The organism is Sinobacterium norvegicum, from assembly GCF_923077115.1.
Lineage (GTDB): Bacteria > Pseudomonadota > Gammaproteobacteria > Pseudomonadales > Sinobacteriaceae > Sinobacterium > Sinobacterium norvegicum.
Genome location: NZ_CAKLPX010000001.1, coordinates 526,863 through 553,274 on the forward strand (window position 1 = coordinate 526,863; position 26,412 = coordinate 553,274).

General features: G+C 49.2%; 24 protein-coding genes. 3 read left to right on the forward strand and 21 right to left on the reverse strand.

Going from position 1 to position 26,412, the window contains the following annotated elements; all coding sequences use genetic code 11:
* Nucleotides 1-16 precede the first annotated feature (16 nt).
* From asd to leuC, 4 genes are all read right to left on the reverse strand, one after another.
* Nucleotides 17-1,129 carry an aspartate-semialdehyde dehydrogenase gene (asd, locus tag L9P87_RS02270; RefSeq protein ID WP_237443049.1) on the reverse strand — a complete coding sequence of 371 codons (1,113 nt, stop codon included), beginning with the start codon at nucleotides 1,127-1,129 and terminating at the stop codon, nucleotides 17-19.
* Between the two features lie 63 nt (nucleotides 1,130-1,192).
* On the reverse strand, nucleotides 1,193-2,275 hold the full coding sequence (leuB, locus tag L9P87_RS02275; RefSeq protein ID WP_237443050.1) for a 3-isopropylmalate dehydrogenase: 1,083 nt from the start codon (nucleotides 2,273-2,275) through the stop codon (nucleotides 1,193-1,195).
* Nucleotides 2,276-2,307: 32 nt separating this feature from the next.
* Nucleotides 2,308-2,946, reverse strand: a complete 639-nt coding sequence (gene leuD, locus L9P87_RS02280) for a 3-isopropylmalate dehydratase small subunit (protein WP_237443051.1) — start codon at nucleotides 2,944-2,946, stop codon at nucleotides 2,308-2,310.
* A 13-nt stretch (nucleotides 2,947-2,959) separates the two neighbouring features.
* On the reverse strand, nucleotides 2,960-4,384 hold the full coding sequence (leuC, locus tag L9P87_RS02285; RefSeq protein WP_237443052.1) for a 3-isopropylmalate dehydratase large subunit: 1,425 nt from the start codon (nucleotides 4,382-4,384) through the stop codon (nucleotides 2,960-2,962).
* A gap of 199 nt (nucleotides 4,385-4,583) precedes the next feature.
* Here leuC and L9P87_RS02290 point away from each other — a divergent pair, with 199 nt between their 5' ends.
* From L9P87_RS02290 to L9P87_RS02300, 3 genes are all read left to right on the forward strand, one after another.
* Nucleotides 4,584-5,447, forward strand: a complete 864-nt coding sequence (locus L9P87_RS02290; protein ID WP_237443054.1) for a LysR family transcriptional regulator — start codon at nucleotides 4,584-4,586, stop codon at nucleotides 5,445-5,447.
* A gap of 81 nt (nucleotides 5,448-5,528) precedes the next feature.
* Entirely contained in the window at nucleotides 5,529-6,173 is a 645-nt protein-coding gene (locus L9P87_RS02295; RefSeq protein ID WP_237443055.1) for a 2'-5' RNA ligase family protein, read from the forward strand.
* Nucleotides 6,174-6,254: 81 nt separating this feature from the next.
* The gene (locus L9P87_RS02300; protein WP_237443056.1) at nucleotides 6,255-7,409 is read left to right on the forward strand and encodes a GNAT family N-acetyltransferase; all 1,155 of its coding nucleotides are present in this window, start codon (nucleotides 6,255-6,257) and stop codon (nucleotides 7,407-7,409) included.
* 1 nt (nucleotide 7,410) lies between these two features.
* Here the strand turns inward: L9P87_RS02300 and L9P87_RS02305 are convergent, their stop codons facing one another.
* The 17 genes from L9P87_RS02305 to L9P87_RS02385 form a co-directional block, all read right to left on the reverse strand.
* Nucleotides 7,411-8,877 carry a hypothetical protein gene (locus tag L9P87_RS02305; protein ID WP_237443057.1) on the reverse strand — a complete coding sequence of 489 codons (1,467 nt, stop codon included), beginning with the start codon at nucleotides 8,875-8,877 and terminating at the stop codon, nucleotides 7,411-7,413.
* 130 nt (nucleotides 8,878-9,007) lie between these two features.
* Nucleotides 9,008-9,463 (reverse strand): flavodoxin family protein, encoded by a 456-nt coding sequence (locus L9P87_RS02310; RefSeq protein ID WP_237443058.1) that lies wholly within the window; start codon nucleotides 9,461-9,463, stop codon nucleotides 9,008-9,010.
* A gap of 24 nt (nucleotides 9,464-9,487) precedes the next feature.
* The gene (locus L9P87_RS02315; protein WP_237443059.1) at nucleotides 9,488-10,099 is read right to left on the reverse strand and encodes a transglycosylase SLT domain-containing protein; all 612 of its coding nucleotides are present in this window, start codon (nucleotides 10,097-10,099) and stop codon (nucleotides 9,488-9,490) included.
* An 11-nt stretch (nucleotides 10,100-10,110) separates the two neighbouring features.
* Entirely contained in the window at nucleotides 10,111-12,129 is a 2,019-nt protein-coding gene (gene ligA / locus L9P87_RS02320) for an NAD-dependent DNA ligase LigA (RefSeq protein WP_237443060.1), read from the reverse strand.
* A gap of 81 nt (nucleotides 12,130-12,210) precedes the next feature.
* The gene (locus L9P87_RS02325) at nucleotides 12,211-14,202 is read right to left on the reverse strand and encodes a cell division protein ZipA C-terminal FtsZ-binding domain-containing protein (RefSeq protein ID WP_237443061.1); all 1,992 of its coding nucleotides are present in this window, start codon (nucleotides 14,200-14,202) and stop codon (nucleotides 12,211-12,213) included.
* Between the two features lie 217 nt (nucleotides 14,203-14,419).
* Nucleotides 14,420-17,929, reverse strand: coding sequence for a chromosome segregation protein SMC (gene smc / locus L9P87_RS02330; RefSeq protein ID WP_237443062.1), 3,510 nt, complete (start codon nucleotides 17,927-17,929; stop codon nucleotides 14,420-14,422).
* 268 nt (nucleotides 17,930-18,197) lie between these two features.
* A complete protein-coding gene (gene ccmI, locus L9P87_RS02335; protein WP_237443063.1) occupies nucleotides 18,198-19,472 on the reverse strand; it encodes a c-type cytochrome biogenesis protein CcmI in 1,275 nt (424 codons plus the stop codon).
* Nucleotides 19,469-19,984: a cytochrome c-type biogenesis protein gene (locus L9P87_RS02340; protein ID WP_237443064.1), complete on the reverse strand. Its 516-nt coding sequence runs from the start codon at nucleotides 19,982-19,984 to the stop codon at nucleotides 19,469-19,471. The genes ccmI and L9P87_RS02340 overlap by 4 nt, the downstream gene beginning before the upstream one ends.
* Nucleotides 19,984-20,538 (reverse strand): DsbE family thiol:disulfide interchange protein, encoded by a 555-nt coding sequence (locus L9P87_RS02345; protein WP_237443065.1) that lies wholly within the window; start codon nucleotides 20,536-20,538, stop codon nucleotides 19,984-19,986. Before L9P87_RS02345 ends, L9P87_RS02340 begins: the two co-directional genes overlap by 1 nt.
* A gap of 2 nt (nucleotides 20,539-20,540) precedes the next feature.
* A complete protein-coding gene (locus tag L9P87_RS02350; RefSeq protein WP_237443066.1) occupies nucleotides 20,541-22,532 on the reverse strand; it encodes a heme lyase CcmF/NrfE family subunit in 1,992 nt (663 codons plus the stop codon).
* Nucleotides 22,529-23,008, reverse strand: a complete 480-nt coding sequence (gene ccmE / locus L9P87_RS02355; protein ID WP_237444355.1) for a cytochrome c maturation protein CcmE — start codon at nucleotides 23,006-23,008, stop codon at nucleotides 22,529-22,531. Before ccmE ends, L9P87_RS02350 begins: the two co-directional genes overlap by 4 nt.
* 54 nt (nucleotides 23,009-23,062) lie before the next feature.
* Entirely contained in the window at nucleotides 23,063-23,260 is a 198-nt protein-coding gene (gene ccmD, locus L9P87_RS02360; protein WP_237443067.1) for a heme exporter protein CcmD, read from the reverse strand.
* A 3-nt stretch (nucleotides 23,261-23,263) separates the two neighbouring features.
* Nucleotides 23,264-24,013: a heme ABC transporter permease gene (locus L9P87_RS02365; RefSeq protein ID WP_237443068.1), complete on the reverse strand. Its 750-nt coding sequence runs from the start codon at nucleotides 24,011-24,013 to the stop codon at nucleotides 23,264-23,266.
* Between the two features lie 108 nt (nucleotides 24,014-24,121).
* Nucleotides 24,122-24,829, reverse strand: coding sequence for a heme exporter protein CcmB (gene ccmB / locus L9P87_RS02370; protein WP_237443069.1), 708 nt, complete (start codon nucleotides 24,827-24,829; stop codon nucleotides 24,122-24,124).
* Nucleotides 24,826-25,455 (reverse strand): cytochrome c biogenesis heme-transporting ATPase CcmA, encoded by a 630-nt coding sequence (ccmA, locus tag L9P87_RS02375; protein ID WP_237443070.1) that lies wholly within the window; start codon nucleotides 25,453-25,455, stop codon nucleotides 24,826-24,828. Before ccmA ends, ccmB begins: the two co-directional genes overlap by 4 nt.
* Before the next feature lie 227 nt (nucleotides 25,456-25,682).
* Nucleotides 25,683-26,021, reverse strand: a complete 339-nt coding sequence (locus tag L9P87_RS02380) for an Hpt domain-containing protein (protein ID WP_237443071.1) — start codon at nucleotides 26,019-26,021, stop codon at nucleotides 25,683-25,685.
* A 41-nt stretch (nucleotides 26,022-26,062) separates the two neighbouring features.
* Nucleotides 26,063-26,362, reverse strand: a complete 300-nt coding sequence (locus tag L9P87_RS02385; protein WP_237443072.1) for an STAS domain-containing protein — start codon at nucleotides 26,360-26,362, stop codon at nucleotides 26,063-26,065.
* Nucleotides 26,363-26,412: the final 50 nt, after the last annotated feature.

The following is a 26,412-nucleotide window of genomic DNA, read 5'->3' on the forward strand; positions in this document are numbered from 1 at the left end:
GTGTCAAGCCAGCGAATCAGCCCTGTTGTAGAATGCGCAACATTCTTCTCAGCGGCTCTGCAGCACCCCACAATAGCTGATCACCCACGGTAAAGGCAGACAAATATTCTCCTCCCATGTTCAGCTTACGTAGACGCCCCACAGGGACTGTTAAGGTGCCCGTGGTTGCCGTAGGCGTCAGGTCACGCAGCGTTTCTTCACGGTCATTAGGCACAACCTTTACCCAATCATTCGCTGAGGCGATGATTCTTTCGATCTCAGCAATTGGCAAATCCTTGGTCAATTTAATCGTCAATGCCTGACTGTGACAGCGCATTGCACCGATGCGTACACAGCTGCCGTCAATCGGGACAGGTGTATCGGTTTGCCCGAGAATCTTATTGGTCTCTACCTGCCCCTTCCACTCCTCCTTACTCTGACCATTGTCACGCTGCACATCAATCCAAGGCAACAATGAACCCGCTAACGGGTGGCCAAAGTTATCGGTCGGAAACGCATCCGAGCGCATCACCTCAGCGACCTTGCGGTCAATATCTAAGATCGCAGAGCGAGGGTCGGCCAGCTCATCGGCAACACTGTCTCGAATAGCACCCATTTGGTTGATTAGCTCACGCATGTTCTGCGCGCCAGCGCCTGAAGCCGCCTGATAGGTTTGGGCGCTAACCCATTCCACCAAGCCCTCGCGAAACAAGCCGCCAATCGCCATCAGCATCAAACTGACGGTACAGTTGCCACCGATAAAGTTTTTAACACCATCGGCCAAACCTTGGCGAATAACATCATCATTGACCGGGTCCAGCACAATAATGGCGCTGTCATCCATACGCAGCGATGAAGCGGCGTCTATCCAATAGCCGTCCCACCCCGTGGCACGCAGTGGAGCAAAAACTTGCTTGGTATAATCACCGCCCTGACAGGAAATGATGACATCCATAGCCTTTAAGGCATCAATATCCGCAGCGTCCTTTAATGCCGGCGCAGACTTACCAACTTCCGGACCCTGGCCACCGACATTACTGGTGGTGAAAAACACCGGCTCGATATCCGCAAAATCATTTTCCTCACGCATGCGGTCCATCAACACTGAACCGACCATGCCACGCCAACCTACAAACCCAACTTTTTTCATTTTAAGTACTCCAACACTTCAGCAAAGCGAAGCGGGCAGAAATCAACTCTGCCCCATCGATTTTCAGGCCTGTAAGGCCGCTAAGACGGCATCGCCCATTTCACTGGTAGATACCAGCTGACAACCCTCAGAGAAGATATCACCCGTGCGGTAACCTTGGTCGAGAACCACCTCGACAGCCTTCTCGATAACATCTGCAGCCCCACCTTCGGCCAGCGAGTAACGCAACATCATCGCCACAGACAAGATAGTGGCGAGCGGATTGGCCTTACCTTGACCGGCAATATCGGGGGCACTGCCGTGACAGGGCTCATACATACCGCGACCGTTAATATCCAAAGAGGCAGAAGGCAGCATACCGATTGAACCGGTCAGCATTGCCGCAGCATCCGATAAGATGTCACCAAACATATTTCCGGTCACGATAACATCGAATTGCTTCGGCGCTCGCACCAACTGCATAGCGGCATTATCGACGTACATGTGACTGAGTTCGACATCCGGATATTCTTTACCCAGCTCGATCATCACCTCGCGCCACAACATAGTCACCTCTAATACATTGGCCTTGTCGACACTGCAGAGACGTCCACCGCGCTTTCGAGCAGCCTCAAAGGCTTGACGACCAATACGCTTAATCTCAGACTCTTTATAAACATAGGTATTGAAGCCTTCACGCTCACCGTTCTCCAACGCACGAATACCGCGGGGCTGGCCAAAATAAATGCCACCGGTTAGCTCACGCACAATCAAGATATCCAAGCCAGAGACAACCTCAGGCTTCAGACTTGAAGCATCGGCCAACTGCGGGTATAGAATCGCTGGACGCAGGTTACCGAATAAATCCAGTTCAGAACGAATTTTCAGCAAACCACCTTTCTCAGGGCGATCCGCTGGTGGCAGATTATCCCATTTCGGACCACCAACCGCGCCGAGCAAAATAGCATCGGAGGCCTTGGCTAAATCGAAGGTACGCTGAGGGAGAGCCGTGCCCTCTGCATCAATCGCGGCACCACCGACCAGACCCTGATCAATCGTAAGGTTAAGACCAAATTTACTGTCGACAAAACGCAGGACTCGCTCTGCCTCGGTCATAATCTCAGGGCCAATACCATCACCGGGAAGGACTAATACTTTCTTGCTCATGCTGATCTCACTCACTCTAAATTTGTTATTAATTAACCGAACAACCACGGCGATTTCTGCTGCCACTGCTGTTCAAATGCCTTGATATCGTCGCTGTCTTCAAGCGTCAGGCCGATATCATCTAAACCGTTCAGTAAACAGTGACGGCGAAATTCATCAACCTCGAAAGAGATCGTCTCACCACTGGGTTTAATCACCACCTGCTGCTGCAAGTCGATAGCCAGCTCATAACCCTTAGCAGCTGCCACCTCAGAAAACAATTGATCGACAATTTCTTCAGGTAAAACAATAGGTAATATGCCATTCTTAAAGCAATTATTGAAGAATATATCGGCGTAACTTGGCGCGATCACAGCCCTAAAACCGTAATCGTCTAATGCCCATGGCGCGTGCTCCCGGCTGGAACCACAGCCGAAGTTTGCCCGCGAAAGCAAAATATTACAGCCCTGATATCGCGCCTGATTGAGCACAAAATCCGTGTTTAACGGACGCCCTTCACAGCTCTGATCAGGCATTCCCTCGTCGAGATAACGTAATTCATCAAACAAGTTTTTTCCAAAGCCGCTGCGCTTAATCGACTTTAAAAACTGCTTAGGAATAATCATGTCGGTATCGATATTGGCGCGATCCATAGGCGCCACAATACCTTTTTCAATCGTAAATGCTTTCATTGTTTATTCCCTATTAAGCCATTAATTCACGGACGTCGATAAAGCGACCAGTAACCGCAGCAGCAGCAGCCATTGCAGGGCTGACCAAATGCGTACGACCACCAAAACCCTGACGGCCTTCGAAGTTACGGTTAGAGGTTGAGGCGCAATGCTCACCCTGACCCAACTTATCAGCATTCATCGCCAAGCACATAGAGCAGCCTGGCTCACGCCACTGCAAGCCCGCCGCTACAAAGATCTTATCCAGCCCCTCAGCCTCAGCCTGCTCTTTCACCAAACCGGAACCAGGCACGACCAATGCTTCAATAATATTAGTGGCGACGGTACGCCCCTTTACAACCGCGGCCGCCTCTCGTAAATCTTCGATACGCGAGTTAGTACACGAGCCGATAAAAACACGATCGAGTTGAATATCGGTGATCGCCTGCCCCGCAGACAAGCCCATATATTCGAGCGCACGGGTAATCGCCGTCTGCTCTACCTCGTCCCGGCCATCCTGCGGCGCAGGGACAACAGCATCGACCGGCAGTACCATTTCTGGCGAGGTACCCCAGGTGACTTGGGGCTGTATAGCGGCGCCATCAAGCTCAACAATGGTATCGAAATGCGCATCGACATCGCTGACCAAGTCACGCCATGCTGCCTCAGCTTGCGGCCATGCGTCATCACTTGGCGCAAAAGGGCGGCCTTTAACATAGTCGAGAGTAATATCATCGACAGCGACCATACCGACACGGGCACCGGCTTCAATCGCCATATTGCAGACTGTCATACGGCCTTCCATCGACATCGCACGGAAAACTTCACCGCCAAACTCGATGGCACAGCCATTACCGCCAGCCGTACCAATTTTACCGATAACCGCCAACACCACATCTTTCGGTGTCACGCCGGCGCCGAGCTTACCTTCAACCCGTACCAGCATATTTTTCATTTTCTTCTGGATAAGACAGCCCGTGGCCAACACATGTTCAACCTCAGAGGTGCCGATACCGTGCGCTAACGCCCCTAAAGCACCGTGGGTTGCCGTATGAGAATCTCCGCAGACAATCGTCATGCCCGGCAGTGTTGCGCCCTGCTCTGGGCCGACGACATGAACAATACCCTGACGAATATCACCCATATCAAACTGCTGAATGCCGAAGTCCTGGCAGTTATCATCCAGCGTCTTTACCTGAATCTTGGACACCGGATCTGCAATACCCTCAATGCCTTGGCTACGCTCCTGCGTTGTGGTGGGGACGTTGTGATCAGGCGTCGCCAAGCTGGCACCTATACGCCAAGGCTGACGACCGGCAATGCGCAGCCCCTCGAAGGCCTGCGGTGACGTCACTTCATGCAGTAATTGGCGATCAATATAAATCAACGCGGTACCGTCATCGCGCTCTTTAACCACGTGTGATTGCCACAACTTGTCATACAGTGTTTTTCCAGCCATCTCTATCTCTCCGCGCCCTATCTTGGCAAGCTTGTTCTTAACCGTTAATCATAACGCCAATGTCTTGTTAGCAAGTATTATCTACATCAATACATATTCAATGTTGCAAATAATAATACCGCTATTAAAATAAAACAAATTCATATTTTTCATCTTTTGTATAACTTTTGGTAATGCGAAGCATCGGAGCAATCAGCCTATGGACAGCCAGGCATTAAAAACATTTGTAGCGATTGCTGAATGCGGCTCGTTTTCCATCGCCGCCGAGCAACTCCACCTCACGCAGCCTGCCGTTAGCAAGCGCGTGTCGGCCCTCGAAGAACAGCTAGACACCCCTCTGTTTGACCGCGTTGGACGACGGGTATTACTGACGGAGGCTGGCCGAAAATTACTGCCTCGCGCCCAGGGCATTCTAAACCAACTCAAAATAGCCACACAGGAGATTCATGACCTGCAGGGCGATATCAGTGGCCTGCTACAGATGGCCACCAGCCATCACATTGGCATGCATCGTCTGCCAACAATATTGCGTCAATATGCAGAGCAACACGCTCAGGTCGTACTCGACATTGATTTTATCGACTCTGAAAAAGCCTATGACAAAGTACTTAAGGGCGAGGTCGAACTGGCCGTCATTACTTTATCTCCTGTGCCCCAACCCCCGATAGAACAAAGGCTATTATGGCAGGACAAATTGGTTTTCGTCGCCCACAAACAGCATCCAATCTTCGATGGAAGAACCATTAGCCTGAAGGAACTGAGTCAACATCGGGCCATCCTGCCCGGCCTCAATACCTATACAGGTCAGATAGTTAGCAGTTTATTTGCCGATAACAAACTACAGCTCAACTCGAGCATGGCAACCAACTACCTTGAGACCATAAAAATGCTGGTGGATATCGGCCTCGGTTGGAGCGTAATTCCTGCCACCATGCTCGATGATGACGTGGGCGTCATCGACATCCATCAAGTCAACATCAACCGCAGCCTGGGGTATATTTTTCATCAGGATCGTAGTTTGTCCAATGCTGGCCAGGCTTTTATCGCGCAATTAAAGCGTTAAAAGCTATTTGAGCGTTCAACTAAAGCCTGTATTTGGTTAAGCTGATGTCGGTCAGAATAAATAAGCTGTTGAGGCTAAGCAATGTACGAGCAATTTCTGCAACACTTAACCACCACCGCCCACCAGGATAGGAACTTTGTCGAGTGGCATGGCGGTATCAAACATTACGGTTTCTGGGCCATTATCATTCAGAACCGGCCCTGGGAAAATCTTTTCAACGCTGCATCAGACCACATTCAAGGTCTTACTCTGAAAGGCTATCGACGCCAGCCCCACATTACGATCAGCAGCAGCGGCTTACTTGACCCTAAACACTTCAGCAAAGAACAGTTTGAGCAACAATATGAAGCACTGATACAGGCTGACATCGCCGCCTTCACCCTGACGGCGAACAGCTTAAACAGTTTTGCCGGCTCACCTTATATTTCTATCGATGATCAACAAGGTGGCCTTTCAGCTATCCGACGAGTACTGCATAGTATTATTGAAGAAGACAGCCCTGCCACTGAATACACGCCACACATTACCCTCGGTCTCTACGACGAGGCATTCAATTGCCCACTAGTGGTAGAGTGCCTTGAGCGTTTTGAACCAAGATCAGTCGCGGATTTATATGTCGATAAAATAGCCTTCTGCAGCTATGAAACCGACAGTATTCAGGGGCCGTTAGTGGTAATAGATAGCGTTAGATTAACACCCAACCATGGCATGCAAACCGGCCAGTGAGCTGGTTACCAAGACAACGAATACCATAATGCCAGTTTCACAATTGCAGCTTGTTCCCCGACAATAAATCAGACTCATTTTATGATTAACATCCAATACATTGACTCTATCAACGCCATCGATAAGGCGCTATGGAATAACACCGTCAACGCTGACTATCCCTTTTTACAACATCAATTTTTACAGGCACTGGAAGACAGTGGCGCAGTGACGACTGAAAAAGGCTGGCAACCTAACCACGGGCTTATCTATGATGATGAGCGATTAATTGGCATCATCCCGCTCTACTTCAAAAGCCACAGTTACGGTGAGTATGTTTTCGACTTTGAATGGGCCAACGCCTATCATCGCAACCAACTACAGTATTACCCCAAGCTGTTAAGCGCCATCCCGTACACCCCGGCAACGGGTCCCAGGCTCTGCCTGATCGCCCCGTATGACAATGCTGAAACAGTATCCGCCGTCTGCGAACATCTCATCCAATACGCGCAACAACACCGACTATCCAGCTGCCACATTCTATTCAGCGACCCACATCAATCCAGCCAGCTAAAAGATGGCGGCCTGAGCCAGCGTCGGGCCGTTCACTTCCAGTGGCACAACAAACAATATCGCGATTTCGACCACTACCTATCGACTTTCAACGCCAGAAAACGTAAAAACTGCCGCAAAGAAAGACGCTGTTTAGCACAACAGCAATTGAGCGTTGAGTATTTTAACGGCGACCAAATTGATGATCAGCTATGGCGGCAGTTTGGTCAGTTCTATCAGGCAACCTACGCAAAGCGCAGTGGCCACGGCGGTTATCTGCCTGTTGAATTTTTCAGCCAACTCGGCCGGAATATGGCCGACAGTATCGTGTTGATGACCGCACGAGGCCGCCATGGCATCATCGCTGGCGCATTGTATTTCAAGGATGCAACAACTCTGTATGGTCGCTACTGGGGCTGTGCCGAGGAGTTCGACAACCTGCACTTTGAGCTCTGTTATTATCAAGGCATCGAATACTGCATTAACCACAAATTACAGCGCTTTGACCCAGGCGTTCAAGGTGAACATAAGATTCAACGGGGCTTTGAACCCAACTACACCTATTCAAACCATTGGCTTGCACACCCCAGTTTTGCTGAGGCAATTGATAATTTTTTGCAGCAAGAATCTCCTCACATCGAACAATACAAGGCGGACTGCGAGCAGTATCTGCCGTTTAAAAGCGTGCTGAATAGTGCCGAATAGGTTATAGCGCCCGATCAAATATCGCCACGCCCTGCTGGCTTTGTATGACCTCTTGCAGCCGTAAATTTTCATCCGTCTCACCAAGGGCAACCGATAGATTGATGTATTCTAAGGCTGGCTCTGGTTGATTAGAGCCGGAATAGCACCAGGCAATTCGTTCTGCCCAGCCTGCCGTCACGCCGTATTCGAGTGCTGCCTTCATATGTTCAATGCCCATCTGACATTGTTTGTCGCGTTTAGCATACCAGGCCTTGTCTGCATGAGAGCGCCCCAGCAACAAATACAGCTTTGGGTTGAATGCCAGGTATTGCTGCTGCTCTTCAGCGAAGCCATCCATTTTGCTATATGAGCCACCCCAGCGTGGTTCTAATTTGTTAATATAGGTGCTTCGTACGTAATAGCTGCCCGGATTCTGCTCGATGGCTGCGTCAACAACCTCCCGTCGATCAACCCGAACACCCCTGGCAGTACTGATCGCTATTAATAATGGATACACCGGCATCATATCGGGCCGCTCTTGCAATACATGATTAAAATCATTAATCGCCAGCCGGCTATATTTTGTCTGATCTTTAAATTGCTGTTCGGTAACACATCTAGCCAAACAACTCCCTCTGGCCTCCATGGCCTTATCAGCAAACCACGCCCCTCTGGCGGTATAGGCATAAATTGAATCAGTTTTAGCCACCCAACCATTAACCATCTCGAAGGTAATACCGGCCTCAACCAAATTTAAAAATGAAAAATAATAGGCGGTTTCCCACTGAATATCTTTGCGGTAATCCATTTCAAGCGCAGACAATTCTGTCTCAAGAGCGTCATAATCTGCCACCAGCAAATAAGCAGACATATTAATTTTTTGATTGCTGAGCTGGTTGCTTTGGTAAACCGCTTTGCCTGCCGCCTGCGCCTTTGAAGATTGGCCGATGAGACTAAAGTCTGGCGGGTTAAACAGAGACAGTTTGCCCGCATAAACAACCACCAACACCACGACCGCAGCTATTATTTTACCCCATGGCAGCGGCGGATGATCAACAGCCTTAACAGCCTGACCTATCTGCTGCTCATTCTGCGGCACCTGCTCTTGCTGTACCGCTTGGGCGGCATTGAATTTAGCAAAGAAAATACCACAGTGCCGACATTCTACAGCCTTCTTAGCAACCTGTTTTTGGCACTTTGGACAGCTGCGACGCACTGACACCTCAGAGCTATCGTTAGAAGACTCTACCGCCAGTGCACTGACAGATGTCGACTGGGGTGGTCGATGCTTGTTGATCACCACCTGCAAACCGGTGGCCGAGAGCTTTCGCTGATAGGCAAAAGCCGTTTTATGGGGTAAATCTTTCTTAATTAACTGCTGTTTTCCAGCGAGTAATCGCTGGGCATTGGTCGCCGACATATTCAAATCAGCCAAGGCTTTTAACACCGATTCTCGACTAGCGCCCTCAGTCGGTCGACCTAGACTCAATACATCCCATGTAGTCTCGATGATTACTCTCCGCTAACAATGCATTCTATTTATTATTCGGCGAATCTAGACAGCAACGCCAAAAGTCAAAATAGTCTATCAAATCAGTCGGTAAGTTACGAAATAGATTTTAATAAATACCAAAAGCCAAGCCCACTGCCAGCTGTTGTCCCAGCTCATAACACCGTTGCAATGCCTTGTTGTCTGGAATACCTTTGACCACTATTTCCGTGGCCACCTTTTTCAGCGGATAGCCCTTACAAATTCTGTCAACATCACGCACCGCACCACTACCATCATTACCCGCACTGACCAGCAAGGCATAACTGAGGTTCATCTGCTGCTCAATACAGGCATAATAGGTTCGATCGAAAAAATCTTTTAACCCCCCTGACATGGTACCGAAGTTCTCGGGGGTGGCGAAAACAACCGCATCACTACTTCTCAGCAATGCAGCATCAGCTTCAAAGGCGCGACAGAGAACCGTTTCAATCTCACTTTCCGTCAAGGCACCACGATAAGCCGCCTGGGCGAGACTTGCAGTGGAGCCGCTCTGGCTGTGATAGATAATCAACAGTCTTTTCACACTCTTCCCCACTAAAAAATTAGGTTAAAAAAACCACAGAAATTTACTGTCTCTGATCAGTTTAGCCTCACAAACTTCGAGCTGTTTGCGGTAACGCCAGGCGTTATCGGCAACACCCTGTGAAACATTAATTAACCACTGTTTGTTTTTATAAGTGCCGCGGTTATAGCCACCGGGGCCATCGTGATAGGCCAGGTACAACGCCTTATTGTCCCAGGGCTTAATATTAGTTTGCTTGACCGTATTGCTGTTATACCAGGCTATAAAATCAGCAGCATCACCAAAGTTTTTACGACTGGCTCCACTGTTACCCGTTTTGCTCTTATAGTCATCCCAGGTGCCATTGAGCGCCTGGGAATAACCTAAAGCGTTAGAAGGCCTAGAGCCAGGAAAAATCCATAGAAAAGTTCCCCGCTGAGGCCGTGCATCATGAACGAAACGAGACTCTTGATGCATAAAAGCCATGATGGTTGGAATCGATCCACCCCATTTCTTGGAGGCCTTGCTGGCATCTTTATACCAGCCACTCTTCTCCTCGAAGATATCGCAGACATTATCCGTATTGCTCGGCGGCGTGGTCGCACAACCTGACAACAATAAAGTGATGGCGATAGTCTTTAGATAAGGTATGTTCATCTGTTATCGGCCTATTGATGCTGCGCTATTAGACTTAACAAGCCATCTTCATCGATGACGTCGATACCCAGATCCTGCGCCTTGGTCAGCTTCGAACCCGCACCCGGCCCCGCCACCACACAGTGAGTTTTTTTGGATACACTGCCTGCAACCTTGGCACCCAAAGCTTGTAACCTGGCTTTGGCATCGCTGCGTGAAATACTTTCAAGGGTACCCGTCACCACATAGGTCTGGCCCTCTAACGGCAATTCGGCCTGCTCATCTATATCGATATCGGACCAGTGTACACCCCGCTCCTGCAGCGCACTGATCACCTCTAGGTTATGCTCTGCGCGCATAAAACCATAAAAATATTCGGCGACTACTGCACCAACGTCAGGGGTAAGCTGTAACTGCTCCCGATCGGCATCGACCAACGCCGCTAGACTGCCAAATTGCTGGCTTAATGATCGTGCTGTAGCCTCGCCAACTTCACGAATACCGAGAGCATATAAAAATTTATCCAGCGTTGTAGCCTTTGCCTTATTAATTGCAGCCACCACATTTGCCGCTGACTTAGGGCCCATACGGTCCAGACTGGCAAGCTGATAGTCATTGAGTAAAAATAAATCCGAGGCATTTTTGATCAACTCACGATCAACCAGTTGATCGATGATTTTGTCACCTAACCCGTCGATATCCATCGCCTTGCGAGAGGCAAAATGCTTGATTGCCTCCTTCTGCTGGGCCGAACAATATAAGCCACCGGTGCAACGAGCCACAGCCTCGTCGGCCGAGCGTTCGACAGGGGATTGGCAGACAGGACATTGCTGAGGCAGAACCAGATTTTCCGCGCCACCTTGACGCTTATCAATAACCACACTGACAATTTGAGGAATCACATCACCGGCTCGGCGTACGATGACAGTGTCACCAACACGAACATCGAGCCGCTCAACCTCATCCATATTGTGCAAGGTAGTATTGCTGACGGTGACGCCACCGACAAAAACTGGCTTTAAACGAGCCACTGGCGTAATGGCTCCTGTACGCCCTACCTGAAATTCGATTCCCTCGACTGTGGTCAGCTCTTCTTGAGCGGGAAATTTATGGGCAATGGCCCAGCGGGGTGCTCGCGAAACAAAGCCCAACCTCTGTTGGTCCGCAATGCTATTGACCTTAAACACTATGCCATCGATATCCATCGGCAGCTGGTCACGACGCTCGCCGAGGCGAGAATAATAGTTCATACAGGCTTTGGCTCCAGAGACTACCGCCGAATCAACATTAATCCTCAACCCCCATTGATTGAGTTGTGCGAGGATTTCACTGTGCCTGGCTGGTAGATCACCACCCTCAACCAAACCAACACTGTAACAACACATCTGTAACGGTCGCTTGGCGGTAACAGTTGGGTCGAGCTGACGGAGGCTGCCTGCGGCAGCATTACGTGGGTTAACAAACTCCTTCTCGTAGAGTTCACGCGCCTTATCATTGAACGCTTCAAAACCACTTCGCGGCATATAGATCTCTCCCCGCACCTCTAGCACGTCGGGATAACCGCTGCCAATCAACTTCAACGGGATAGAAGGTATTGTTCGTACGTTGGAAGTGATATTTTCGCCTACCTGACCATCGCCTCGGGTGGCGCCTCGCTCTAGCACGCCGTTACGATATAACAGGCTGACAGCCACACCATCAAGCTTGGGTTCACAGGCATATTCTATGTCATCGTCACGACCGAGTAGCTTTTTCAGCCTTGTGTCGAAGCTATCGAAGTCTTGCTCATTAAAGGCATTGTCCAGCGACAGCATTCTAACCTCATGCCTTACCTGCTCAAAGCCATCGAGGGGGGCGGCCCCTACTCGCTGCGTTGGCGAATCGCTACGCCTCAATTCGGGCTGACGGTCTTCTAACTCTTTGACCGCATGGAAAACACGGTCGTATTCAGCATCGGGCACTGTCGGTGCGTCCAACACATAATACTGGTAATTGTATTGTTCTAATAATGATCGAAGTTGGGTGATTTGTTCGACGACAGTCATCGCCATAATTGACTCCAATTACACCAAAAATAAGGGCGGATATATCCGCCCTTATTGTCACATTTATATAAATCGTTAGGAAGTCTATCAGCTAGACTCAGCCAGATGCTTTCTTGAAAATTCTTTAATATCTTGACGGAAATAATCCAGCACCTGCTTATTAATATCGCTGCCGTCCTTATCTTTCATCACACCATCAAAATTATTCGCTACATATTCCGCTGTTTGAATCATTGCCTCAAGTGCAGCCAGTGGGTCGGCAGGACCCGGCAACCCCAAATAGAAACTTACCCCAGGGATGACCAACTTCCCCTCCTCCTCGGCCATAAAAATTCCCGATTGAACCTGGTTGGCCACGTTAAACTCTATCGCCCCTTTGCCATTGGCCTGCTCGTTACGCTGATAGACCTTGTGCCTGTTCAACTGAATGTCGCAGGCCTTGAAAAAACCATGCAGCTTATCCGCGTCAAAGCCAGCTGTGGCTTTAGCTCGAACGTTAATGATTTGTACATGTTGGTAGTCGGCTACACTTGGTTCCTCAAAGCCATCGCTGTCGTTGGAATCATCACTTGGCGGCTGAACAACCGCTGAGGGTTTACCAAATACGGGGATGTCTGCTAAGCGGTCTAGCAGTGTTTTATTAGCCGTTTTTGTGTTTGAAATCACCGTCGCTTCGCTTGTCACCTTCGGATCATTGGCCGGCGCAGCATCTTCAACCTCGTCAGCGATAACTGTTTCACGGCCAGCCTCTACAGCCGGTGATAGCGTCGTCTCTTCGCCGGCCGTCGTTTCTTCCTTTGCAATAGCAGGTTTTGATCTATCGGTAGAGCGCTCTGCCTCTATCGCTGGCGGCACTTCAACCGATTCAGTCACCTTGCGGACGGACTTCTTCGGTGTTTTACGCGGCACAAAACCGGTTTGCTCCGCCAGGTCAACAACCTCATCCTCATCCTTGGCAACAGAGTCAATCAGCATTGGCACACTGCCATCACCCAGGTCAAAGCTTTGCTGTTCAGGAACCTTGAAAGGATTGCTACGATACTTTTTCTGTTGGCTGGTCGCAGCAGCTTCTTGCTTACCGGGTTGACTGGATAACGACAAATTTTCATACAGTGTCTCGGCCGTCACTTGGGACTGCCCAACATCGAGCTCTGACTGTTGCTGATCAGACTCTTCGATTTTCGCTAATATGCTGTCAGTAGCCCGTTCGTCATCGTTCAAATCGCCCTGCGCAATCACTGTCTGCGGCTCGCTATTGTTGGAGGCATTGTTTTGATCAGACTCGACGATGACATCAGTGATTTCAATGTCATTGCCAACGGTGACATCTGACTCGTCTGCAATAACCCGTGAATCCGCAGCATCTTCGTCGACGTCGTTAGAGAGCTCTAGATCAATGTCTTTTAATGAGGGCAAGTCGTCAACGGTATCGTCAAGTTCAGGTTTTATTGGCTCTGTTTTTATTGGCTCAGCATGCACTTCAGAAACTTCTGGCACGGACAAATTATCACGAACATCTTGCTCAACCTGCGCTAGCATTTGATCAAAAATGGCATCAGAGCTGGTACCAAGGTCGGCACTAACATCATCAATTTTATCCGTCATGTCATCGCTATCCACCACCTGTTGCAGTGTCTGTTCAGCAGAAGACAGCAGTTCTGGTACAAGGTCAGGTGATTGTTCTTTTGACGGGGTCGGGTCGCTGCTCACCGTCGATGGTTGACTGGGATTTATCGGCGCCGCAATACTCGACACGCTCTCGACCGCCGCATTGTCTTCAACCGGCGGGTTGAAGACAAAATCTGCAGCCAGGTCATCCTCGATAGTGGAAGCCAAAGCTTTTTTGCGCTTGTTATCTAAACTTAGGCTATCAGCAGCGGTGTCTTTACTGTCAGAAACTACACGCGCCCCGCCATTGGGTAGCTCGCTGAGATAATCGTCTATGGGGTCTTTACTGGCGACCTTCATACGCATGTTGGAACGCCGATCTTGAATCACTCGGCGAACACCATCGGCCAGAACCAACAAAATTAGCAAGGCGCCGATCAGCAGCATCCATTCGCGCATTCCTAGTTCCATAACCATGACTCCAAAACTGTCATATTTCCTCGACTTATCCTATCTCAAATCTATCACTTAGACTGTAACGCGAACACATACAGCCAAGCAATGTTATCGTTTTATTGTACCGATCCGTCGCGTATTTTCTATCGACCAAATCTTACGATAACTCCCTATTATTTATAACGCATGGCATTTTAATACAAGTTCATCAAACTGCAATACCACGGGCCTATTATAGTGCAGCCAGCTCAGCAGCCTCTTCAATATCCACCGTTACCAGACGAGAAACACCGGCTTCCTGCATAGTAACACCCATTAATTGATCAGCCTTTTCCATAGCGATCTTGTTATGCGTGATATAAATAAACTGTACAGTCTGTGACATTTCTTTCACGATGTTAGCGTAGCGCCCAACGTTGGCATCATCAAGTGGCGCATCAACCTCGTCCAACATACAGAATGGCGCTGGGTTTAGCTGGAAGATAGAAAAGACCAATGCCAGTGCTGTCAGCGCTTTTTCACCACCACTTAATAAATGAATCGTTGAGTTACGCTTACCCGGTGGTCGCGCCATAATAGTGATACCAGTACTTAATAAATCATCACCGGTTAGCTCCAGGTAAGCACTGCCGCCACCAAAGACCTTTGGGAACAAGTTCTGCAGGCCATTATTGACTCTATCGAAGGTCTCCTTGAACTTGCTACGGGTTTCTTTATCGATGCGACGAATGGCCGACTCCAATGATTCCAAGGCCTCCATTAGATCATTGTGCTGATCATCAAGGTACACCTTGCGCTCAGACTGTGTCTTATACTCTTCGATTGCCGCCAGATTGATCGCGCCAAGGCGCTGTATTCTGGTTGCTATACGCTGCAAGTCTTCCTGCCAACGCCCCTCTTCGGCATTTTCTGGCAGCCCCTCAAGTACCTCTGCCAAGACAAAGTCGGCCTCGACAAGCCGGTCTTCCAATGCTTTTCGGCGTACCTCAAAGCTCTGACCTTCGAGCCGATGTTTTTCTAATTCACTGCGCAACTGCTGAGCTTTTTCCTCGCAATCACCGCGCTTCTTCTCATTGCGCCGCATGTCACTGTCGACGCCATCGAGACTCTCACGTGCCTTGCTTAACTTTTCCTCAACTAATAGTCGCTGCTCAAGCGCTGTCTCCAGCTCTAACTGCACCTCATCTGCAGGCATTCTTGACTCTGCCAACGACTCGGCAATCTCCGCATGGTTTGTCTCGTATTGACTGCGCTGCCCCATCAGACGCTGTAGCCCCTGGGCAATACCCGAGATCTTGGTCTTTAGTGACTGACCACGCATCTCGAGCTGGTGAGCACCGTCTTTATTTTGTCTGGCCTGATGACGCATTCGCTCGAGAGATTCACGGCTGCTGTCGCGCTGCGCAATCAACTGCTCACGACGCTCCGCATCATTTTCCATCGCATCCAGCGCAGTCTGCAGCTCAAGGCGAGCCTCACCAAGACTTTCTTGTTCGACGTGTTGTAACTCTTGCTGCTCAGCAATCTCTGCGGCGATATTATCTCGACGAACCACAACCTGCTCAAGTCTGGCCTGCAAGCCACTGTATTTTGCCGATAACTGTGATTGCTGCTGCGACTGTTGTTTTAATTGTTGCTGTAGTAGTTCTCGCTGTTGCTCGGCCTTTTTCAGCGATGCTTGCTGCTCGCCCTGTTGCTCGCCCAACTGTTCAATCTGCTGTTCTAAATAGCTCAGTCGCTCGGTCAACTGCTCCAACTCTTTTGCCCGTGCAATGACACCGGACTGCTTGTCGTCGTCTTTGCTAACCCGCAGCCACTGAGCCCCGAGCCATATACCCTGTTTAGTCACCACCGACTCGCCAGCTGCCAATTGTGGCTGTAGCTGCTGAGCCTGAATGACATCGTCAACCACATAGACACCGCTCATCAGATTGGCAACATCAAAGCCAGAGGTCTTGTCAGCCAACAAGGATGCCGACAGGCGAGGCAATGTTGACTGTGGCTGCGGGTTATCGACGACAAAACCAATACTGCCTTTACTCAACTGATCCAGAGCCTGCGAAACACTGCCGATACTGTCGACGCATACTGCCTGTAAATAATTACCCAGTACTGTTTCAACCGCCAACTCAAACCCCGGCTCGGTGGTCAACGACTCACCCAACCTGGCCGCCTTATCCAAAGCCTGGTCTGCCAGCCACTCGCTGACAACACCGCCAGATTGTCCCAGCGCTGCCTGCTGAAGCGTTTCGAGGGAGCTAAAACGCCCTTTTTTAGCCTGGTATTCTTCCCGATACCTGTTGAGCTCTTCAACAAGCTGTTGAGATTGCTCACGCTTCTTGTCCATACCCTGTCGCAGTGAATCTACCAACTGCTGATCGGACTCAGCCTGCAATTCAATCTCGGCCAGTTCTTCTTGCAATAATTCAATCTCTTCACTTTCACCATCGCTGACCAGGCCTTTTTGCTCCTCACTGAGTTTCTCAACGCGAAGATCAATGCGGCGTAATACCTGCTCGATGTGCTGTATTCTCGATTGCTGAACCTCTGCCTGCTGACGCGGCTGCTGAGCCTGCTGATTGAAACTATCCCAGGCCTGCTGCCACTGCTGCATCAACTCTTCAGCATGTAATAATTGTTCCGCCGCCTCTTCTTCTCCGGCACTGAGCATCTCCAGCTCAGGCTCAATCTCAAGTAACTCCTGATTGAGTTGCTCAAGCTCATCCTCGTCCAGCTTTAACTGTTCGACAACCTCTTCAATAGAGGCGCTGACGCGATGCAGGTCACTTGCCAACTGGGCCTCACGTTGTTTCTGGTGCTGAATATTTTGTTCGCTGCGCGCAATCTCGGCACCCAGTGTGTAGAACTGTCCCTGGACCTCATTAAATTGGTCTGTTAACTCTGTATGCTGTGTGCGCTGGGCATCTATCATTGATTCGGCAGCTAGACGCTCAGTAATCACATCTTCCAATGAGTGTTCCAGCTGTTTGACCACGTCTTCTTGACTGCCGGCAAGTCCATCCAACTGCTGCCACTGAATGGCCTGTAATTGCGCCTTGAGTAAACGTTCCTGTGACCTGAACTCTGTGTATTGCTCTGCCGCTCTGGCCTGACGTTTGAGGTGAGACAACTGACGCTCAAGTTCTTCGCGTATATCGGTTAATCGTTCGAGGTTTTCATGGGTACGGCGCATGCGGTTTTCGGTGTCTCGCCGACGTTCTTTGTACTTCGATATACCCGCCGCTTCTTCGATAAAGACGCGGAGTTCTTCCGGCTTTGACTCGATCAGTTTACTGATCATGCCCTGTTCGATAATGGCATAAGAGCGCGGCCCTAAGCCGGTGCCGAGAAAAATATCAGTAATATCACGACGACGGCATTTAACACCATTGAGGTAGTAACTGTTTTGAGCCTCTCGCGTAACTTTTCGCTTAATCGATATTTCACTGAAGCGGGCATATTCTCCCGTCAGGGTACCGTCGCTATTATCAAAAACAAGCTCTATCGTCGCCTGTCCGACAGGCTTTCGTGCGTTAGAACCGTTAAAGATAACATCGGTCATATTCTCGCCACGTAAATTCTTGGCTGAACTCTCCCCCATTACCCAACGTACCGCATCGATGGTATTCGATTTACCACAACCGTTAGGACCAATAATGGCTGACATATTACTGCTAAAGCTAACAGTAGTCGGATCTACAAATGATTTAAAACCAGCGAGTTTTATAGACTTTAGGCGCATATAGAATAAATTCAAATATTCCCGTCGCACAGGCAACAGGAGGTCAATTAAAGAGTCATGGAGTGGCTGTAACAGCCGTTATATCGGCAGCCAATTATTATTTGAGTTATTGGCAAATCCCTAACAAACAGTACAACATTGGTAAACTAACCACTGCTAACTAGTGTATAGCTTTTCGACCCCAACAACTACGCTCAATCCACAAAGCTTGAACAAATAAATAGCCCAGCAATACCTTTGCGATATCGCGAGCTAAAAAGTCCGGTCGCTATTGTACTACCTGGCTAATTTCCAGGCTTAATGGCGACGCTTTTGATGGTTCAAAGGCGCCACTGACTATCTGATAATCACCGGCAGATGGCGTTACCTGACCACTTCTTGAGACCCTGGCAACAACCTCAACCTGAGGAAAGCTGGAAATGTTAACATCGGGCATCATCGACATGGTGTCATCCAGCGTTACTGTCAGTGGAAGTTTGCCGACAGTGGTGCGATGAATAGCCAGTGGCATCTTGGGGCCACCGGCAGCGCGAACATAGATAAACACGGTATCGGCGCTGGAGACATCGATGGAATCGGCCAACGATACGGTCACGGCAACTGAGGCAACCGCACTGTCATCAGCAGTCGGTGCTACAGCCTTATTTTGATCGCTAACAGTTGCCTGCTCACCGGCACCACCACTGGCAATCAGCTCCTGGACATGGACGATAGTGTCAGCCAACAACTGTCCGTTCTGAGTATCAGGCGGTGTCACACGCTGCAGTTGCTGCCAATATTGTAGCGCCTTGGTGTAATCTTCCTGGCCATAGGCATCCATGGCTACCAGCGCAAGCAGAGTTGGCTGCTGCGGATCCGCGGTCAACACACGACTAATAATCATTTCGAGCCGGTCGTCAATTTGTCGATTATTGGCCAGGTATTCTGCCTGTACGTACTCCGCAGCCAATTGCATATCTTGGGGCATTTTCTTAACCAGTGCCTTCAATAATACAGCCGCCTCACTGTAATTCTTTTGACGCATTAATAGCGAGGCCAGTAAATACTGATTGCCTTGGTTATCGCTATTTTCTAGATGACTGACAAGGTCTTGTTTCATCATATCAATTTGCGCTTGAGTCTTTTCACCAGACTGTGCCGCGGCGGAGATCTGCTGCCACTTATCGGCAACAATAACATCGTTAATAGCACCCACTTGGCTGTAGGTAAAAATTGCCAAGCCGGCAAAAACAACGGCACAAACCACAATCGAACCACGTCCGCCTTGGTAGCTTGCCACCACCGCTTCACTGGTGCCGGCATCCTCTAGCAGAGCCAGCTTCAATTCCGCAGATAAACGATCAGCATCGTCCCGGCTGATCAAGCCTTGAGAGCAATCAGCCTCTATCTCAGATAGACGCTGCTTATAACTGGCAATGTTGAATGCCTTACGCTCGGCCTCCATATCGACTGTCGCACTACTGCGGCTCAACAGGGGTAATATGATAATCACCAAGGCAAACACCAGCATAATTGCTGCAATTATTACAAACTCAGTCATCATGATTGGTCTTTACCGTCTATTAGAAGTTGATCTAACTTTTTCTGTTGTTCGCTCGATATGGCGGCAGGGGCCGGATCGGTGCTGGCTTCGTTCGCCTGCGTCGCATTGCTCAATGCCGCTTTCTGACTGCGCCGAACCACCACAATCAGCACAATGCCGGCGAATAATAAAAGTACACCAGGGCCAAACCATAAAATCATTGTTTCAGCGTTAAGTTGCGGACGATAAAGAATAAACTCTCCATAGCGGGCAACCATAAAGGCCGTGATTTCAGTGTCACTTTTGCCATCATCGATCAACAGGTGCAACTGCTCCCTTAAATCTGCTGCAATCGGCGAATCCGAATCTTTCAAGTTTTGATTTTGGCACTTAGGACAGCGCAACTCATCAAGAAAATGCTGATAACGTTTTTCATCAACGGTACTGGTAAATTCATAGGTTTCAATAACCGCAAAACTCATTGGGCTGATCAATACCGAGAAAAAACCGATGAATAATAGTGCGATTCTCATTACAGCACTCCCTGGGGCTGATTGTATTTATCAACGACAGGTTTCAATACTTCCAGCCAAACCTTTTCATTCACTTCACCAACGTGTTTGTAACGGATTACTCCGCGTTTATCGACAACATAAGTCTCTGGCGCGCCGTACACACCAAGATCTAAGCCAAGACGGCCATTAACATCCTCGATATTATAATCATAGGGGTTACCTAACTGCTCCAGCCACTGCAATGCCTTCGGCTTATCGTCTTTGTAGTTAAGGCCGATAATAGGCACCTGATAACGGTTGGCTATATCCATTAAATAAGGGTGCTCAACCCGACAGGTGGGGCACCATGTCGCCCATACGTTCAACAGCACCACCCGGCCGGTCAAATCAGCCTCCGTCACTAACCGCTGGGGATCTTCCAGCGATCGAATTGAAAAAGCAGGTACCTGACGATCAATCAAGGCAGAAGGCAGCTCTTGTGGGTTGTAATCCTCCGTGGTCAACACGGAGAAAAAAACACCGGCCAAGGCAATGAAAAACAACAGCGGTAAAAACAAGCGTAGACGAGCCATTGTTACGCCTCCCTTGTCGCAGCGGCAGAATCTAGCGGTTGCGATTGTGCGACAGCCTTCCTCTTCAGCCGATAACGCTTATCACAGACCGCAATAGTGCCACCGAGGCCCATGAATATTGCGCCTAACCACATCCAACGAACAAAGGGCTTATAATGCAAACGTACAGCCCATGCGCCGCCGCCAAGAGGCTCACCCATGGCAATATAAACATCACGCCAGATTCCGGCATTGATTGCGGCCTCAGTCATAATCTGTCCTGAGGCAAAAAACTGGCGTTTCTCTGGGAACAACTGAAACTCATAGCCATACCCATCATCAATGGTGAAGTGACCAATTTCAGCACTATAATTTGGCCCATCGACGTGTTCAGTACCGTGAAAAGTAAAGTGATAACCAGAGGCCTCGAGAGTATCGCCCTCGACCATACGTACATCACGCTCAACGGTGTATTGCGATGTTAAGCAGACGCCAATAATCGCTGCAGCCATGCCCAAATGTCCAAGCTGCATCCCCCAATAAGACGGCGTCAGCTTTGTAAGCCCACGAACAAAACCAGGGCTATTACGGGTTTTATCGCGCAGGTCGGCAATCATCACAAACACCAACCAACCGGCAAAGGTCACAGCCATCGCCGCTGGAATGCTGTAACCATCGGCATCGTAGAACAAAGGAAATGCAATGCCGCAAACAATGGCAATCAACAGTGGCAGCCACAGCTTCAATTTCAGTGAAACAGCGTCTGTCCGCTTCCAACGCATCATAGTAGCCGGCGCCATAAATACCACCAACAAAGCCATCAAAGGCACAAACAAGGTATTGAAATACGGTGGCCCAACGGAGTATTTACCGAGGCCCATGGCATCCATTAGCAATGGATACAGCGTGCCCAGCAATACCATAATCGTCGTGACGACTAAGATGGCATTATTGATCAACAAGAATACTTCTCGTGATAAAAACTTAAAGCTCACCTTGCTGGCCACGGAGGGAGCACGAAGAGCATACAGCAGTAATGAGCCTCCGACGACGACACCGAGGAACGCTAAAATAAACAACCCACGCTCTGGATCTGCGGCAAAGGAATGCACGGAGGTCAATACCCCGGAGCGGACCAAGAAGGTGCCCAACAGACTCAATGAAAAGGCAAAAATTGCCAGCAGTACTGTCCAGCTTTTAAAGGCGCCGCGCTTTTCTGTCACCGCCAGCGTATGCATCAGCGCCGTTCCCACCAACCAGGGCATAAAGGAAGCGTTTTCGACAGGATCCCAGAACCACCAACCGCCCCACCCGAGCTCGTAATATGCCCACCAACTCCCCAGCGCAATACCAAGGGTTAAGAAAGCCCAGGCGATATTAGTCCACGGGCGAGACCAGCGTGCCCAAGCTGAATCTAAACGACCAGATAGCAAGGCTGCAATAGCAAAAGCGAAGGGCACAGAAAAACCAACATAGCCGAAATAAAGCATTGGTGGGTGAACAATCAAACCGAAATCTTGCAATAAAGGATTGAGGTCAGAACCTTCTGTTGGTGAGAATGGTAGCTCGCGACCAAAGGGATTTGACGTCAACAATATAAACAGCGTGAAGCCAATGGCAATCATTCCCATAACAGAGAGCACACGGGCGACCATATCATCCGGCAGACTCTGTGAGAATAACGCCACAGCCAGCGTCCAGGAGGCAAGAATAAGAATCCACAATAGAAGTGAACCCTCATGACCACCCCAAACGGCACTGAATTTATACGCTGTTGGCATCAATGTATTGGAGTGATTGGCCACATAACTGACCGAGAAATCATCCCCTATAAAAGATAAAGTAAGACAAAAAAAACTGATTAAGACAAAGACAAAAAAACCGTGTGCAAGAGGGCGAGACATCCGCATCCACATCAAATTATTGCTCGTCGCTCCCGCCATGGGTATAACAGCCAGCGCGACACTCAAACAAAACGCGATGACAAGGGAGAAATTACCTAACTCTGGAATCATACGCCGTCATTTCCTAGTACAGAGGCAGGCTGCTGCTTCATCGTCTCGGTATGACCGGACTTTTCTAACGCCTCACTGACCTCGGGTGGCATATACTGCTCATCATGCTTGGCCAATACCTCAACCGCATGAAACACACCGTTTTCATCAAGTTCACCATGGCAGACCACACCCTCACCCTCGGCAAACATATCGGGTAGAATACCCTCATACACAACCGGCACCTCGGCTTCAAAATCTGTCACGATAAAATCCACTCGCAACGATTGACTGTCGCGCACGACACTGCCTTTCAAGACCATACCACCGGCACGAATTTTCTTATCGACCGGGGCCTCACCCTGCGCGATTTGTGTCGGCGAGAAAAACAGGTTCATATTGGAACCTAGGGCATAAAAAACCAATGCTGCGGCAAGCGAGGCGCCTAACACAATAAAGGTGACAATAATGAGCCGCTGCTTGCGCAGAGGGTGCATAGCCATTGATCTACTCCTAACACTTAACTTTACGTTATTGTTCAAACAGGTAAATTACTGATGAGATACCTTACTCTGACTGCGTTGCTGCCGTCTAAGTTCATTTTTTTGCACACGGATAAACTGCTTTTTTGCCCTTAATGGCTGAACAATCAACGAGAGCAGTACCACAAACGCAATGGCATAGGCTGTCCAGACATAACTACCGTGACCATTCATCTCTATCAATGCTTGCATGCTGTCAAAATGCATTGTTTACCCCTTCTCAATGATGTCTTTAACCCAGCGTTGATTGCGGTGACGCCGCAATACTTCGGTACGCATGCGAAGCATCAGTGCCACGCCATAAAATATGTAAAAACCCGCAATCATAATCATCAGCGGATACCACATCGAAGAATGCATGGTAGAGGGTTCGGTGATTTTGATCGTCGCTGGTTGATGCAGGCTATACCACCAGTCAACAGATTTGTAAATAATAGGGATATTCACCGTACCAACAAGCGCCAATACAGCACAGGCCTTGGCTGCGACCTCTTCGTTTTCGAAGGCCTCATACAGTGCGGTAATCCCCAGATAAAGAAACAGTAACACCAACATCGACGTGTTGCGTGCATCCCATACCCAGAAGGTACCCCAAGTAGGCTTGCCCCAGATACCACCGGTCATCAACGCCAATAATGTCATTGCAGCACCAATGGGCGCAGCACATTTCACCGCCGCATCCGCCAACTTCATCTTCCAAATCAGACTAACGCCTCCGGCAATCGCCATCACATAGTAACTGGCAAGGGCAATAAAGGCAGCCGGCACATGAATATAGATGATGCGGTAGCTATTACCCTGCTTGTAATCGATGGGGGCATAGGCCAAGCCCCAAACCGCACCGGTAATCAATAAAACACCAGCAATCACGGCAAACCATGGCAGCAACTTATCGGTAAGCTGATAAAACCATTTGGGTGAGCCAAACTTATGGAACAACCGAACTAAATACTGTCTCATAAAAACCATACACACTGTAAAAAACTCAAGGAGTGTAGCATTGTTAAAGTGGATTTTGACAATAAAACCCACCCTCGTCACTACAATTTTTATCCACTTTGCAGTAGATCAACCCTCTACGCTGATTCGTAAAGCACCGGCAATAGCAAACGGCGAAAGACAGACCGCCAGCGCTAGCAGCGCCCCCAAAATAGCCAGATGACCACCGAACATATGCCCCTCGGCAGCAGCCGTTACGGCACTGGCACCGAAAATCAACACCGGCGTATAAAGGGGCAATACTATCAGGGAGATGAGTATACCACCGCGCCGTAAACCGACGGTTAGTGCAGCGCCAATAGCACCGACAAAACTCAACACAATTGAGCCAATCAGCAAACTCAAAACCAGGGGCAGGATTGCCGTGATCGGCAAATACAACATCAAGGCGAGTAATGGGGCAAATAATGTAATCGGCAAACCAGTAGTCAACCAATGTGCCAACACCTTGGCCAACACTAAGATATACAACGGCTGGGGTGACAGCAACAAATGCTCTAACGTACCGTCATCAAAATCACTGCGAAATAGACTATCCATCGACAACAAACAGGACAACAAGGCCGCAACCCACACTACCCCCGGTGCCAAGCCCGCCAAGACCAGCCGCTCAGGGCTCACACCCAAAGGGAACAATGCAACAATGATCAAGAAGAAAATCAAAGGGTTGAAAATATCTGAGCGGCGGCGATAAGCCAGCGATATATCCCGCAACAATACACCATAAAATGCCTGCCACAGCCCAGGTAGCTGCATCACATCGAGTATCTTGCTCATGTCCAGCTACCTAACTGCAACTTTTTAACCTCTGCCGGGATGGTGAGCTTATGGTGAGTCGTGAGAATCACTGCCCCACCCTGCTCGGAATGATTGGCAATAAACGTTTCAAGCTCGGCCACACCCTGCTTATCAATTGCCGTAAATGGTTCATCGAGTATCCACAGTGGCGAACTACTTAAATGCAGCCTAGCCAAGCTAACTCGTCGCTGCTGGCCAGCAGAGAGCGAGTGGCAGGAAGAATCCTCGAAACCATAAAGACCCACCTCATCGAGCGCCTGCATCAACTGCTGATCAGTGAAATCCTCTCGACTAGAGAAATACCAGCGTAGGTTTTCCATTGGAGATAAAACGGCCTGATTACCGGCCGCATGCCCCATGAACACCATATTTTGCTGATACAGCTGACGATGTTGGCGGATATTGTGTCCACCGAAGAAGATGTCGCCACGATAACGGTTTGACAGCATTGCTAAAATTCTTAACAACGTGGTTTTACCACTGCCATTGGGCCCTTCTACCTGCAGGATGTCAGAACAATCAACCTTGAATGAAAGATTTTCGAACAGTTCGCGGTCTGACCAACCGCCGGTCAAGCCTTCTACATTTAACAGTGTTTCGAGCAAAATAAAGACAGCCTCATAATAAAATCGACAATCACAGTGATAGCCAATGAAAATCGCAGTATTTCTGAATACATAGTCAACAGGACTGTCCACGCCATCTAGGTTTTCAATAAACGAGGCTTGTAGTCATAGATGATAAGAATATCGGTTATAAATCTAGGTGTAAATTTATAACGTGGAATTCTCTCACAATTGGAAGGTGAGGCAAGACAATGCCAACACCCTGGTTAAATCGCATCTAACAAGTCAGCTATTTTGTCGAACTCTGTTTTTATATGCTCAAACTCACTGACCGCTTGATCCAGGTTTCCTGCGCCGGCTGACTGCTCTAGTTGATGACAGTACTGGCTCAACAGCGGTGCCCCCATATTGGCCGAACTCCCCTTCAAACTATGGGCGCTGGCACGGACTAACTCGGCGGTTTTGGCGGCCAAACCCCGTTCAATGCTATCGATTCGACACTGTGAGTCCTGACAAAATGTGACGACCAATTGATTAAAATCATCACCCATGACCTCTTTTAAACTGCCCAGCATTTCCTCATTCAATTGCGTTGTATTCGCCATCAACTCCCCCTTTTTTTCATCACCTTAACAAACAACAATGCTTAATGTAATGATGACAGGTGCAAGTCGTCGGTTACACCGCTGATCACCGCGGCCTTAACCAGGGCCTTCGAAGGCTGCTGCCAACTCACCTGACCAAGATGGCCAGACTCATAACGCTTGATAAAGGCAGCTAACAATTGCAAACCTGCAATGTCTATTCTCTCAACGCAAGAACCGTCCAACTCAATGCTGGCGGAGGGCTTAAAATCATTGATATCTCGCAGTGTTTGCTGCAGCGACGCCAATGTAGCCGCGGTTAATTGGCTGGGAAGGCCGACCAGATGAACGGGCGAGGACATAACTACCACCTAAAATGTGCTATCACACCCTAAGCTTAGACAGCCAACCC